At 46.9% G+C, this 13,464-nt stretch carries 11 protein-coding genes; 9 read left to right on the top strand and 2 right to left on the bottom strand.

Features of this window, described 5'->3' with window-relative positions; translation table 11 throughout:
- Nucleotides 1-17: 17 nt before the first annotated feature.
- The 4 genes from MHH57_RS22715 (at nucleotide 18) to MHH57_RS22700 (ending at nucleotide 4,743) form a co-directional block, all read left to right on the top strand.
- Entirely contained in the window at nucleotides 18-1,025 is a 1,008-nt protein-coding gene (locus tag MHH57_RS22715) for a glycosyltransferase family 2 protein (RefSeq protein ID WP_029514557.1), read from the top strand.
- Nucleotides 988-1,407: a GtrA family protein gene (locus MHH57_RS22710; RefSeq protein WP_342434549.1), complete on the top strand. Its 420-nt coding sequence runs from the start codon at nucleotides 988-990 to the stop codon at nucleotides 1,405-1,407. Before MHH57_RS22715 ends, MHH57_RS22710 begins: the two co-directional genes overlap by 38 nt.
- Nucleotides 1,404-3,005: a glycosyltransferase family 39 protein gene (locus MHH57_RS22705; RefSeq protein WP_342434548.1), complete on the top strand. Its 1,602-nt coding sequence runs from the start codon at nucleotides 1,404-1,406 to the stop codon at nucleotides 3,003-3,005. The genes MHH57_RS22710 and MHH57_RS22705 overlap by 4 nt, the downstream gene beginning before the upstream one ends.
- A gap of 103 nt (nucleotides 3,006-3,108) precedes the next feature.
- Nucleotides 3,109-4,743 carry a glycosyltransferase family 39 protein gene (locus MHH57_RS22700; RefSeq protein WP_342434547.1) on the top strand — a complete coding sequence of 545 codons (1,635 nt, stop codon included), beginning with the start codon at nucleotides 3,109-3,111 and terminating at the stop codon, nucleotides 4,741-4,743.
- A 78-nt stretch (nucleotides 4,744-4,821) separates the two neighbouring features.
- On the opposite strand, the gene MHH57_RS22695 is transcribed toward MHH57_RS22700, so the two are convergent.
- Nucleotides 4,822-5,610, bottom strand: coding sequence for an alpha/beta hydrolase family protein (locus tag MHH57_RS22695; RefSeq protein WP_069010685.1), 789 nt, complete (start codon nucleotides 5,608-5,610; stop codon nucleotides 4,822-4,824).
- 265 nt (nucleotides 5,611-5,875) lie between these two features.
- Between MHH57_RS22695 and MHH57_RS22690 the strand changes: the two genes are divergently transcribed.
- Nucleotides 5,876-7,027 (top strand): S-layer homology domain-containing protein, encoded by a 1,152-nt coding sequence (locus tag MHH57_RS22690; RefSeq protein WP_069010686.1) that lies wholly within the window; start codon nucleotides 5,876-5,878, stop codon nucleotides 7,025-7,027.
- Nucleotides 7,028-7,098: 71 nt separating this feature from the next.
- Here the strand turns inward: MHH57_RS22690 and MHH57_RS22685 are convergent, their stop codons facing one another.
- Complete coding sequence (locus MHH57_RS22685) at nucleotides 7,099-8,517, bottom strand: VanW family protein (RefSeq protein ID WP_029514551.1); 1,419 nt, start codon at nucleotides 8,515-8,517, stop codon at nucleotides 7,099-7,101.
- A gap of 224 nt (nucleotides 8,518-8,741) precedes the next feature.
- On the opposite strand from MHH57_RS22685, the gene ftsE reads away from it, so the two are divergent.
- The 4 genes from ftsE to MHH57_RS22665 all read left to right on the top strand — a co-directional run bounded on the left by ftsE (nucleotide 8,742) and on the right by MHH57_RS22665 (nucleotide 13,374).
- Nucleotides 8,742-9,428, top strand: coding sequence for a cell division ATP-binding protein FtsE (gene ftsE / locus MHH57_RS22680; RefSeq protein WP_023990620.1), 687 nt, complete (start codon nucleotides 8,742-8,744; stop codon nucleotides 9,426-9,428).
- Complete coding sequence (gene ftsX / locus MHH57_RS22675) at nucleotides 9,418-10,335, top strand: permease-like cell division protein FtsX (protein WP_013312238.1); 918 nt, start codon at nucleotides 9,418-9,420, stop codon at nucleotides 10,333-10,335. Before ftsE ends, ftsX begins: the two co-directional genes overlap by 11 nt.
- A gap of 82 nt (nucleotides 10,336-10,417) precedes the next feature.
- Entirely contained in the window at nucleotides 10,418-11,701 is a 1,284-nt protein-coding gene (locus MHH57_RS22670; RefSeq protein WP_029514550.1) for a M23 family metallopeptidase, read from the top strand.
- Nucleotides 11,702-11,907: 206 nt separating this feature from the next.
- Nucleotides 11,908-13,374 (top strand): S41 family peptidase, encoded by a 1,467-nt coding sequence (locus tag MHH57_RS22665; RefSeq protein ID WP_029514549.1) that lies wholly within the window; start codon nucleotides 11,908-11,910, stop codon nucleotides 13,372-13,374.
- Nucleotides 13,375-13,464: the final 90 nt, after the last annotated feature.

Here is a 13,464-nt window from a genome sequence, read left to right as displayed (position 1 = left end):
AGAAAGAAGGAGCAAGAATGGAGACAAAAACACCTTTTTTATCCGTCGTCATTCCCATGTACAATGAAAGCTCGCATCTTGAGCGTTCGCTTAAGGTGATTGATGGGGTACTGTCTGTTGTCACCTCACGCTATGAACTCATCATTGTAGATGATGGTTCCAAGGACGATACGTGGCTTAAATTGTCTGAATTATCCCATCGAATGCCCTCTTTGCTCGCGCTCCGGTTGAGTCGGAACTTCGGTAAGGAACTGGCGTTGTGCGCAGGTCTGGAAAATGCCTCTGGCGATGCAATCATTGTCATGGACGGTGATTTGCAGCACCCTCCTGAGATGATTGGAGAAATGGTGCGTTTATGGCAAAATGAAGGTTATGATTTGGTCGAATGTGTGAAAGAATTCCGGGGAGAAGAGTCGGTGGGCAAAAAGCTTGGAGCTTCTTTGTTCTACGCGACCTTGAACCGCTTGACGGGCTTTAATCTCAAGGATGCCTCCGATTATAAGCTACTGGATCGACGAGTGGTGGATGCCTGGATGGCGATGCCAGAGCGGATGCCGTTTTTTCGCGGAATGACGGCCTGGCTCGGTTTCCGTAAAACCCAGATTTCTTTCCGAGTGGCTCCACGCGAAGAGGGTCCAAGCCGCTGGAGTCCGTTAGGGCTGACTCGACTGGCAGCAGAAGCGATCGTTTCGTTTTCGACAGTACCATTGCGGGTTGTAAGTCTAATGGGCCTCATTTTTATGCTGATTTCAGTCGTATTGGGGATTCAGACCTTAATGCGTAAATTAATGGGTGACGCTGTGACCGGTTTTACCACTGTCATTTTGCTGCTCTTGATTATCGGCAGTGTACTCATGCTGTCGATCGGAGTAGTAGGAGAATATATTGCCGCCATATATCACGAAGTCAAAGCTAGACCTCGCTATCTGATAGCAGATAAACGGGCGAATGCTGACCGATTGTGGGTGGACAGGGAGTTTAATCAACATGATCAGACGTTCATATCTAAAGTATCCAATCATTAAATACGGTATTGTAGGACTGCTGGGTACAGGTATCCATGTTGGTGTACTTGTGCTGCTGGTGGAGCTGTTTACGGTACCTGCAGTAATGGCTACTACAATAGGATTCGTGGTTACGCTGCTCGTTTCCTATGTGCTGAACCGAAACTGGACGTTCGAGCCTACCGGTGAGGGAAGCCGCACCCAGTTTCTTAAATATTTATTGGTCTGTACCTGTGGCTTACTCTTAAATGCCGCCCTGATGTACGCGACCATTCACTGGATCGGTTGGTCGTATCTGATCGGTGAAGTACTAACTACCATCATCGTGCCTGTTCATAATTATTTCTGGAACCGCTACTGGATCTTCTCCGTTCCGCAACAGCGTCAGAAAGAGGTTTCATGATTTTAAGAAAACACGGAAAATTGCTGTCATTGTTTGCTTTTATTGCTGCTCTTGAACTGGCGGTGGGTGTGTATTTTGCATGGCATCTTGGCTATATGCATACCGATGCGCTCAGTCGAGTGGCTAATGCATTTTATGTGCTATACAGTCGTGATCCACACTTGGGTGCTATCGGGTTTGTATGGAATCCGCTGCCCAGTTTGATGGAACTGATCGTGCTGTTGTTTTATCCTTTATTTCCAGTACTCGCTTCCCACGGGCTGGCGGCAGTGATTGTGAGCAGCCTGTTTGCAGGGGCGAGCGCGGCATTATTGTATGCGACGGGCAAACAGTTGGGGCTTCACGGTGCAACCAGCTTGCTGATTGCGCTATTATTTTCACTGAATCCATTTATGTTTCTGTTTGGCTTCAACGGCTTAAGTGACTCGCCATATATCTTTTTCATCCTGTTGACAGTGAGTCGATTTTGTATGTGGTTGAAGGATCGCAAGGCGGCGAATTTGATCGTATCCGGTTTTGCACTTGCACTCGCTTTTTGGGTGCGCTATGAAGCGGTTCCGCTTGGCGTTGCGATGGCTTTGGGTGTATTGCTGACGATCTTTTTTCTGCATCGGTGGCGTACAAACAGAGAGAGCGTTAGAACGCAATTGTCTTTAAAAGAGCGCCTGTACAAGGTAGAAGCGACATGGCTTCTATTGTTGCTGCCGCTTGTCTTTTCCGGTTTGCTGTGGCTCTTTTTTAACTGGATTATCATGGGCGACCCGCTTTACTTTTTACGCTCGCAATATTCCAATTCCACACAATCAGCGGCTTTGTTAGAGGATCAGCGCTTTGTAGAAATGTTTGCTCACCCTGTGCTGATGCTAAAGTTTGTCGGGCAACGAACCTTATGGTATGCGGCTCCGTTAATTTCCATTTTTCTTATACGCCTATTGGACAAACGTCTGTGGAGTTGGAGCACGCTTACGCTATTAGCAATCTTTTTATCGGTACCCGGGCTTCAGCTTTTACTGATGTTTAAGCATTCTTCGTTTGGCTGGTTCCGATATTTTATGTATGTATTCCCGATTACGGTTGCTTGGCTGCCGTATGAGCTTAGTCTGTTGAAGGGGAAAATGCGGGGGATCGGAATCTCACTGGTAACGGCAGGGATGTTGGTAACAGCAGGCTTGTTATCCTACGCACTGACGAACCCCGCGATTGCAGCAGATGAACACAGCTATTTGACGCATAGTGGTAATGAAAGCTACGAACGTCAAATTATTGAGCGGAAAATAGCGCCGTGGCTGGATGAGTATTATGGTTCATCTCTTATTTTGACAGATTCTTATGCCGCCTATCCGATCATTTTGAGCAGCAAAATTCCGAAGAAGTTTATGATTACGAGTGATTATGATTTTGGGGAATCTTTAATAGATCTGCCTGCTTCCAAGGTGGATTATGTCTTGGTCACGCGCTTGGTGGATGGGGTACCGCTGGATCAGGTAAACCGGAGCTATCCTGATTTATTCGAAAAGGGAGCGCCGTGGGCCTCGTTGGTACATGACTTTGACGGGCAGTGGCGACTGTACAAAATAGAGCATGAAGAATCGAAATAATTATTATATTTTAGTGCATCGTAGCGGAGGGAAGAATACAGCTGTAGGGTGTGAGTGGGCTACAGCTGTATCACCGCAAGAAGTTTGAGGGGGAACGAGAGGAATGTCCTTTCGCAAATGGTCTGCAAGCAGATGGATGGCTATAGGTCTGTTTGTATTTATACTTGCATTGGAACTTTCTGCGGGCATCTATTTCAGCTATGTTCTGGGATATATGCACACAGACGCGCTCAGTCGCGTAGCTAACGCATTTTACGTGCTGTACAGCCGCGACCCGCATCTGGGCGCCATCGGATTTATCTGGAATCCACTACCCAGTCTTCTGGAAATGGTGATTCTACTGCTGTATCCAATCTTTCCGGCATTAGCCACCTATGGATTGGCTGCTGTTATTTTGAGTGCTACCTTTTCTGCTTTGACCGCTATGTTGCTATATCGGGCGGGTGTCAGAACAGGGCTCAGCTCTAGTATGAGCTTGCTGCTGGCTTTGTTGTATGCACTGAATCCGTTTATTTTACTGTTTGGTGCCAATGGGCTGAGTGATTCGCTATACATATATTTCATTATGATGACGGTGATTGAGTTTGCATTGTGGCTCAAGGATCGCATGACGGCAAGTCTGATTGTTTCTGGATTAGCGCTTGCCATGGCGTTCTGGACTCGTTATGAAGCGGTTCCTCTGGGCGTGGCAATGGCAGGTGGCGTGGTCTTGGCGGTTTTGTTTCTCCATCGAAACATGGGCAGACGCGAGCTGGCCTTGCGAGAAAAACTGCACAAGGTCGAGGCAACGTGGTTACTGCTTCTGCTCCCCGTGGTCTTTTCCGGGCTGTTATGGATTTTCTTTAACTATCTCATTATGGGGAATGCTTTTTACTTCCTGAATTCGGAGTATTCGAACACGGCCCAATCGGCAGAGCTGCTGAATGATGATAAGTTTGTAGAGATTTTCTCCAATCCGCTGGTAGCCTTGAAATTTATTGCTTCCAAAACACTTTGGTATTCGGTACCGTTGTTGGCTATTCTGTTCATTCGTCTGTTGAGTGGACGCTTGTTCCGATGGGGAACCCTGATTATTTTGCTGCTGTTCCTATCAGTGCCGGGATTGCAGTTTTTACTTATGATGAAGCAATCTTCGTATGGATGGTTTCGTTATTTTATGTATGTATTCCCAATTACCATAGCCTGGTTGCCTTATGAGTTGAGCCAGCTTCAGGGACGATGGCGGAGGGCAGCCTTTGGCCTGGTATCCGTCAGTCTGCTGCTTACCGCTGGATTACTTTCCTATGCGTTGACTCGCCCGGATATTGCACCGGATGAGAACAGCTTTCTCACACGGACAGGTAATGTGAACTATGTGAGACAGGAGTCAGATCGTAGGATTGCCGTTTGGTTGGATGAGCATCTGCCGAAGTCTACCATTATGACCGATTCGGCTTCAGCCTACACCATGATTGTTTACAGCCAACATCCTAAACGCTTCCTGATCACCAGCGATTATTCGTTCAATAAGGCATTAAGTTATCCGCAGGATCACCATGTGGATTATATCCTTGTACCTAAGATCATGTCAGGCATGCCACTGAGTAAGATCAATATGGTATATCCGAACTTATATGAACATGGTGCCCCATGGGTTCAGCTTGAACGTGAGTTTAATGGCGAGTGGCGCCTGTATAAAGTACTGCCTAAGTCACTAACTAAAGAATCTCCATCAACGGAGACCACAACAAATCCCTAATGTGCATATAATAAATCCCCGAGCCTATCCCTTCGCCATGGTGCGATGAGAGAAGCTACGGGGATTTTTTTAACCTGTTTAGTGCTCTTTGAGCGGTAGCCATGCCAGAACATCCTGAATTTTCGCGTCCCAGTATCCCCATTCATGCGCTCCAGGACCTTCTTCGTAGGTCAGCGGAACCCCGACGGTACTACATGTTTCACGAAAAGTCTGATTCCCCTTATATAAGAAATCCTCCGTACCGCAGCATTGGTAGAGTCGGGGGAGTGAGGTCCCCAAGGCAGCATGACGTTGTAGCAACTCTAGCAAGTCGTGATCTGTTCCGCGTATTTCATCTGGCCCAAAAATGTTAAGCCATTCCGCTGGACTCATCGCATTTTGCATAGGATCGGTGCGTGATGCGTGTAAATCCATGACTCCCGAAAGACTGGCAGCGGCTGCAAACCGCTCTGGATGCTGGAGTGCCAGTTTGAAAGCACCATATCCACCCATAGAAAGTCCGGCTACAAAATTATCCTCACGCTTGTCGGATAGAGGAAAGAATGAACGTGCCAAAGCCGGCAATTCTTCACTGATAAAGCTCCAATAAGCCGCTCCTTGCTCCATATTCGTATAGAAACTCCGATGTACTTGGGGCATAACGACAGCCAGGCCCAATGAGGCCACATAGCGTTCAATGGAGGTTCGACGCAACCAGGTTGAATCATCGTCCGATAGGCCATGCAGCAAATACAGCGTCGGATGTGACCCGGTTCCTTGCTTGCCCTCTAGTCCAATTTGTGAACGGGTTGCCTGAGGAAGAATAACATTCATGGATGTGCTCAGACCAAGAACTTCCGAATAAAACTGACATTGAATAAGAGCCATAAGAAGACCTCTTTTCCTAGGGGTTTGTGACCTCATTGCGGTGTTCAGCATATGACTGAGTATTCATTCAGTATACCTTAGCCTGTCTAAATATACATATCCAAGTGAGCGACTAGGTATTAAGTCCCGTTTCTTATTTATCCTACATTAGGAGGGGGTATGGTTATATGGGACGATTTTTTTAATTTGGGGGTTATTTGGGTTTGATTTCTGGTAAAGTGTTTAAAAAAGAATGATGAATCCAATCAGAGGAGGAATTTATAGCATGGGAAAAAAGTTAAGAAATACAGTTACAGGTGTATTGAGTACAGGTCTTATTCTTAGCGCATTCAGCGCAGCGGCAGCTGCTCCTCAAACTACAAATGGACATTGGGCAGGAGATCAGGTGCAACGCTGGTCAGCCACAGGACAATTGGACGGCGCGGTAAAACCGGATGCGGCAATCACACGTGCAGAATTTATTGTTCTTCTGAACCGCAGCTTGGGTACGTTCACGCAGGATACTCCAGCTGTGACAGACGTAACGTATGCGGACAGTGTAAAAGTAAACGGTAATGGAGGCAGAACGTTCACAGATGTACCAGCTTCTCACTGGGCATACAACGAGCTGACAAGTGCCGTGAATGCAGGTTACATAAGCGGCTATGCAGGTAACAAGCTCAAACCAAATGGTAAGGTAACACGTCAAGAGGCTGCGGCTATCGTAGGCAAAGCTATTGGACTCACTGCGGGTAACGCAGCAGATGTTACTAAATTTATTGACTCCGACAAAATTGGATCTTGGGCAAAGAAAAGTGTAGCGGCAGCTGCGGAGCAAAAAATCATCAACGGTTATCCGGATGGTAAATTTCAGCCACTGAAGTCGCTGACTCGTGCAGAGGCAATTGCTATTCTGGACGCTGCTTCCGGCTACAACCTGAGCCCTGTTGATAATCTGACGACGACTCCTGGTGGAACGGTAACGGATTCCACATACAGCAACGTGACAGATTCCACTTATGGTAACACGTCGACTACTTCTGGCAGCGAAACAGAAGATAGCAGCACAAATACCAGCACAGATAGCACGACTACGAACAACTCTACAACAATAGATACCAACACAGATGCAGACACAACTACGGATACGACTACAGATAGCACTACAGACACAGTTGCAACTACGGGAGTACTGAAAGTCAACGATGTGTATGACGGAGAAAGTACAATTACGGGGACAGCTAAAGCAGGTTCCACAGTAACCGCCTATTCCAACGAACTGCCTATCGGTAGTGCAGTAGCCAAAGATGATGGCACATTTAGTATCAGTGTGCTTACTCAAAAAGCAACGGTTAGACTGGTAATCAAAGCTAAAGATGCAGACGGTAACGAAAGTGAGCCTGTAGAAATTTCTGTTTTGGGTAAACGCAGCGAGTAATTTATAGCTAAAATCCCCCTTTCATTCTGTCTGGAACAAGTCCAGCCGACAATGGAAGGGGGATTTTTCGTTTATTCGCTTATACCATCCTCGACAATAGACTTCTCGGGTTCACGTGTTTGTGGCTCAGACGATGTGCCACCGCCATAACTAGCTATAATGCGTTGCTGCGCTCGATACGTATCGCGGCTGATTCGGGTGCGATCTACGGCTTTTCCGTCTACCTTTTTTACTCGAAATGTTTCTACCACATACCCTTCTTTGCCCTGCCGAAGTACTTGATAGAAGCCGGGGGAAAGTGAGTCATTACGGAGTCTTTTCTCCGGTATGGGAAGTACGCGAACCGTATGGGATTCCAGTTCATACGAAATATTGGACGGAAATGTACCAAAAAATTTAACAGTAAGTGTTCGGTTTTGGACAGCCGCACGAAGTAACAAATGCTTGCCTGTATTGTTTTTAAAACGGAAATTAATGGACCCCGTAGCGAAAGTCGCATCCTGACCTTTGGGCAGATAGCTGACCGGCAAGGAATGGTTGCGGCGCTCAACAATGTCCAAACCGACTCGCAGCGCTGCATTATACACCGTGCTGGATACCTGACAAATCCCGCCGCCTATACCGGACTCCAACTGACCGTTCACGATCACTGGAGCTTCACGAAAGCCATGAGTGCGCTCAGCCTTGGCAATCAATTGGCCGTAGTCGAATATGTCGCCAGGCTTGAGAATTAAACCATCAACGGTGCTTGCCGCTGAGTTAACGTTGTACACGCGTCCTTCCGAGCTGCTGCCTAGACTGGTGGAGAACTGGACGATTTTGCGCTCAATCCCTTCGTTACGCAGACTGTCTACTGAAATTTTCGGCTCCAGCTGACGGAAAGGTAATTCCACTCGTACGGGCTCTTCCGAAGCGGTAAAATCCTTGGGCAGCGCCTTATCTAGTGCGGCGTCCAATCTGGGCCAATCTAGGCGTCGGGCAGAGCGCCCCGGAATATAACGAACCTGATCATTCCCGTCAATCTGTCGCACAGCATTGATAGGCATGCCATATCGTTGCTCCTCCCAATCGGCTCCGAATTGGGCCCTTAATATCTCCTCCTGTCGGAAAGATGTGATAGACCATTCCTTCTCGAAGCTAAAACGTGTCTGCACACGAGTCCATAGATGCTCCGAGCTGAGTGCCGTCACGGCATTCCGAAATGCCTCCGCTTTATAATGAATTCCTGCTTCCCCGAGTGTAATTTTTATATCCTGTGCACTGCTGTCACTGTCCGTCAGAAGTAGTGGACGTTGCTTCAATGCATCCAATTTTTTATCCACCAGCCGAAGAGCGGCTGTGTGATCCATGCTTCCTACGTTAATTCCTCCGACCCTCACTCCCTCCGGCAGTGTTTGTCTGTCGGCGTACAGATGAAGTCCTCCCCACAACATGGCTAGCGCCAGAACACCAGACCATATCCAAATGACAGATAAATGAATTTTTTTCATAATGCAGATGTCTCCTGTCTGATAAGCTTGATAGCGTACTCGTGTGCCATAATATTCATATATATGTGCCAAAAGCAGAAAACTTTCGGTACTATTTAGGTAACAAATTTGTTACAATGATAAACGGTATGATGAAATAGAGAAGTTTTTAAAGGAAATGCATGGAATATGTCGAATGGATATTAGGTTATGCGTAATATGATTAAGCAACGGGAAGTGATCGAGTGATTGAAATGCAGGATGTGTGGAAGACCTATACTAACGGAACCCACGCACTTCAAGGAGTATCGGTCAGAATTGACCGCAATGAGTTTGTATACGTAGTCGGCCCGTCTGGAGCGGGGAAATCGACTTTTATGAAGCTTATTTATAGAGAAGAAGTACCTACCAAGGGGCAAATTTCAGTCAATGGTTTTAATATCGGGAAGCTCAAGCAGCGTAAAATTCCCTACGTTCGTCGTAACATCGGAGTCATTTTTCAGGATTTCCGGCTTTTGCCGCGTTTGACGGCTTATGAGAATGTGGCTTTTGCTATGGAAGTTATTGAAGCTCCCAAGAAGCTGATTCGCAAACGGGTACCCGAAGTGCTTGAACTGGTTGGCTTGAAAACAAAAATGAATCGTGAGCCTGCCCAGCTTTCCGGTGGGGAGCAACAGCGTGTAGCGATTGCACGGGCCATCGTAAACAATCCTTCCGTGATCATTGCCGATGAACCTACGGGAAATCTGGACCCGGAAACATCGTGGGAGATCATGCAGTTGCTGGACGAAATTAATTTTCGAGGCACGACCATTGTGATGGCGACCCACAATAAGGACATCGTGAACTCTATGCGTAAACGCGTGATTGCCATTGAAAATGGCAACATCGTAAGGGATCAGGTAAGAGGGGAGTACGGATATGACTTTTAACACCTTCTTACGTCATGTGCGGGAAGGTTTCAAAAACATATTCCGCAATGGCTGGATGTCCGTGGCATCCGTCACCTCGATTATTGTGTCACTGCTCATATTGGGCGTATTTATCATGCTGGTGCTCAACGTCAATTCCCTGGCTGATCAGGCAGATAGTCAGGTGGAGGTTAACGTATTTCTGGAGCTGAATGTAGAGCAAAACATGCGTGAAACACTGCAAAAGGAAATCGCGGCGATGCCAGAAATCAGCAAAACGACCTTTGTGACTAAAGCTCAGGGTTTGGAAGAGCTGCGCAAAGATTTGGGTGACAGCGGCAAGGAGCTGCTGGAGGGTTTTGACAAGGACAGCAATCCACTGCCGGACAAAATTGTGGTAGAGGTTATTGAACCAACAACGGTTCCATTTGTGGCCGAAAAGATTGAGAAGCTGAATACGTTGCATCCAGAGAAACCGATTTTAAAGGTTCGTTATGGAAAAGGCACCGTAGAGACGCTCTTTACGATTACGAAGCTCATTCGTAATGTAGGCTTTATATTCGTCGCTGGACTGGCGATCATGTCCATGTTCCTCATCTCGAATACGATTCGCGTGACCATATTGGCACGACGAAGAGAGATTGGCATTATGAAGCTGGTCGGTGCGACCAACTTTTTTATACGCTGGCCGTTTTTTATTGAAGGAGCGCTTATTGGTCTCATTGGTTCCCTGATTACCGTGGGTATTTTATTTACTGGATATCAGCGTTTGCTGACCGCCGTTCAGGGCGATATAGCTCTGAATATGTTGAAGCTTATGCCACTTGAAGGCATTTGGATTCAGTTGAGTGCATTGTTGATTATTTTGGGGATGCTGGTCGGAATTGTTGGCAGTACCCTGTCCATGCGCAAGTTCTTAAAAGTATAAGAAGCGCTGGATGACGTCGTGGTCGATTTAATAGAACGGGGAAGCCCGGTGTTATTTTGCGATAAAGGATGGGGAGTGCAAGTTGAAAAAAACAGGATCTGTGTTGGCCGCTACCTTGGTAGCCGCATTGCTAATCCAGCCTTCTGACGGATATGCCAAAAGCATGAGTGAGATCAATTCGCAGCTGAACAAATTGGAAAAGCAGGCCCAATCTGCCAAGCAACAACAGGAAAAGGCTGCTCAAGATAAACAGTATGCCCAACATTACAAAAATAAAACCGTGCAAAACCTAAAAATTGTGCTTGCTCAGATTAACAGTGTCAGTGATCAGCTGACTCGTGTTGCGGTTCAGATTGATCAAACGGAAGATAATCTGCGTGCGACTAAAAAAGATTTAGCTGAGGCCATTGATCGTATCCAGTCACGGGAAAAAATGCTGGAAACTCGTGTGCGTTTGATGTATACGGATGGAACCGTCTCATATATGGACGTGCTGATGTCTTCGTCCAGTTTTAGTGACTTTCTTAGCCGGGTAGATTCCCTGAAAACGATCGTGGAGCAGGATCAAATCCTGTTGGACGAGCATAAAAAGGACAAGGCTCTGGTCGTAAGTAAGAAGAAGCAGCTGGATACGGAATATAAAAATGCCAAGAAGCTGTATGCGCTCAAGCAGGGCGCCAAAGCAGAACTGAATTCGAAGGAGAAAGAGAAGCAAAGACTGATTTCCAATTATGATCATGATATTGCGGAGTCAGATGAAATCAGCGAAGAGCAAAATGACATGCTGGTAGCCCTCGCGAACAAACGTGTGGGTCTGGTGCAGGAGAAGAACAAGCTCAGAGCGGAGCAGGCTGCCAAAGCAGCACGCGCCAGAGCGGCTGCACGTGCGGCTGAAGCCAAACGATATGCATCTTCTTCCTCAGGCGCTGCCTCGAATTCCAGCCATGCGGCAGCCAGTACGTATACGGGTGGATCAGGTACGTTGGCTTTACCTGTATCTCATTACAGACTCTCATCTACTTTTGGCATGCGGGTACATCCGATTACTGGCAAGCTTAAAGGCCACACAGGTATTGATATGGCGGCTCCGCAGGGAACTGATATTCATGCAGCTGAAGACGGTGTTGTCATTGTTGCCGAGTGGTGGAGTGGTTATGGAAACACAGTTGTAATTGACCATGGAGACGGACTATGGACCCTATACGGACACATTCGCAATGGCGGTACGGTGGTTCATACGGGGCAGACTGTGAAACGTGGTCAAAAAATTGCAGAAGTTGGTTCGACGGGCAATTCCACGGGACCTCACTGTCATTTTGAGGTGCGCGAAAATAACAAACCTGTAAATCCGATGAACTATTTATAGTAAATAAGGTAAGCCCTATTTATAGCCATTACGGTTGTAGATAGGGCTTTGCTGTAATGGTTAATATCCGATGAAGAACATGTGCATTGAGACACGGAGTAGGATACAATTAACATATTCCGTACAAGCTAGACGTATACTTCGTGGATGGATATGCGTTGTAAGGCAATAGGATACAAGATAACGAGAAGGCGGTGGACGATTAGATGTTGAAAAAAAGTACAGCGATACTCTTGATGGTGATCGGGCTGCTTGGCGGCAGTCTGCTCACTTTTGCCTATACTGGAACGACTACAGTAGGGAACAGCGCTCTGGGCGAAGGACTGCTGGCGAGTGTGACAGGTAGCAGTTCTACCTCCAGAAGTGATATCCGCAAAATCGAGACGGCGATGGACCTGATTCAGGGACAATATTATCAGGATGTGGATCGTACCAAGCTGGTGGATGGCGCCATCAATGGTATGATGGAGTCGCTCGGCGACCCGTATTCCTCTTATATGGGTAAAGAAACTGCACAACAGTTCGAGCAATCTATAGAAGGCTCTTTTACCGGGATCGGAGCTGAAGTAGCGGCTGAAAACGGAAAAGTAGTTGTAGTCACGCCAATTAAAGGCTCGCCGGCTGAAAAGGCAGGGCTACGCTCTAAGGATATTATTTTGTCTGTTAATGGTGAAACACTGGACGGATTGGATCTGAACAAGGCCGTTTCCAAAATCCGTGGACCTAAAGGCAGTCAGGCGAAAGTCAAAATTCAGCGCAGTGGCTCTCCTGATCCGCTCGAATACACGATTACCCGTGACAATATTGATATGGAAACTGTAACAGCTCATATGGAAAGCGACGGTGTAGGCGTCATCACGATCACCCAGTTCTCCTTGAATACAGCAGAACGATTCAAGGAAGAGTTGGCGAAGCTCGAGAAGCAAGGGCTAAAAGGGCTCGTCATTGACGTGCGTAATAACCCGGGCGGCGTGCTTTCCGTTGTCATTGAGATTGCGCAGCAATTTGTACCTTCCGGCAAAACGATTGTACAAGTGGAAGACAAGAATCAGAAGCGTGAAGAAGAGAAATCCAAAGGTTCACGTAAAAATTACCCTGTGACTTTGCTAATGAATAAAGGTAGCGCAAGTGCGTCCGAAATTCTGGCAGGTGCTCTCCAGCAATCAGCAGGTGCTGTGTTGATCGGGGAAAACTCCTTTGGTAAAGGTACTGTACAAACCAGCTATGACAAGCAAATGGGTGACGGTAGCCTGCTCAAAATCACGATTGCCAAATGGTTAACGCCAAATGGAACGTGGATTCATAAAAAAGGGATTAAGCCGAACATCGCGGTGGAACAGCCTGAATACTTCACAGCAGCACCGCTGAACAAGGAAAAGTCCTTGAAATACAATATGAATAGCAGTGATGTGAAAAATGCACAAATCATTCTGCAAGGTTTGGGTTACAAACCAGGTCGCGAGGATGGCTATTTTGACAAAGTAACTGAAAGCTCTGTTATTGCTTTTCAAAAACAAGCGAAGCTGACGGCTAGTGGCATCATTGATGCGAAGACAGCAGCAGCGATGGAAGCCAAGCTGATTGAGAAAATTCGTGATCCGAAAAATGATAATCAACTCAAGCAGGGGATTGAAGAGATTCGGAAGGAAATGAAGACAAGCGTAGCGAAATAATAGTGAGGCTACAACAAGGGGGCTGGAAACAGCCTCCTTTTATATTGGGATTTATTTGCAGTCTGTCGGTTTGTCTTCCCTACGTTGGCA

It is taken from the genome of Paenibacillus sp. FSL H7-0442, from assembly GCF_038593105.1.
Lineage (GTDB): Bacteria > Bacillota > Bacilli > Paenibacillales > Paenibacillaceae > Paenibacillus > Paenibacillus polymyxa_D.
This window is presented reverse-complemented; position numbering and strand designations above follow the sequence as displayed.

What these genes read in the sequence shown, in the direction of transcription:
- MHH57_RS22715 (WP_029514557.1), top strand. Translation starts at nt 18, where the DNA reads ATGGAGACAAAAACACCTTTTTTATCCGTCGTCATTCCCATGTACAAT.
- MHH57_RS22710 (WP_342434549.1), top strand. Translation starts at nt 988, where the DNA reads ATGATCAGACGTTCATATCTAAAGTATCCAATCATTAAATACGGTATT.
- MHH57_RS22705 (WP_342434548.1), top strand. Translation starts at nt 1,404, where the DNA reads ATGATTTTAAGAAAACACGGAAAATTGCTGTCATTGTTTGCTTTTATT.
- MHH57_RS22700 (WP_342434547.1), top strand. Translation starts at nt 3,109, where the DNA reads ATGTCCTTTCGCAAATGGTCTGCAAGCAGATGGATGGCTATAGGTCTG.
- MHH57_RS22695 (WP_069010685.1), bottom strand. Translation starts at nt 5,610, where the DNA reads ATGGCTCTTATTCAATGTCAGTTTTATTCGGAAGTTCTTGGTCTGAGC.
- MHH57_RS22690 (WP_069010686.1), top strand. Translation starts at nt 5,876, where the DNA reads ATGGGAAAAAAGTTAAGAAATACAGTTACAGGTGTATTGAGTACAGGT.
- MHH57_RS22685 (WP_029514551.1), bottom strand. Translation starts at nt 8,517, where the DNA reads ATGAAAAAAATTCATTTATCTGTCATTTGGATATGGTCTGGTGTTCTG.
- ftsX (WP_013312238.1), top strand. Translation starts at nt 9,418, where the DNA reads ATGACTTTTAACACCTTCTTACGTCATGTGCGGGAAGGTTTCAAAAAC.
- MHH57_RS22665 (WP_029514549.1), top strand. Translation starts at nt 11,908, where the DNA reads ATGTTGAAAAAAAGTACAGCGATACTCTTGATGGTGATCGGGCTGCTT.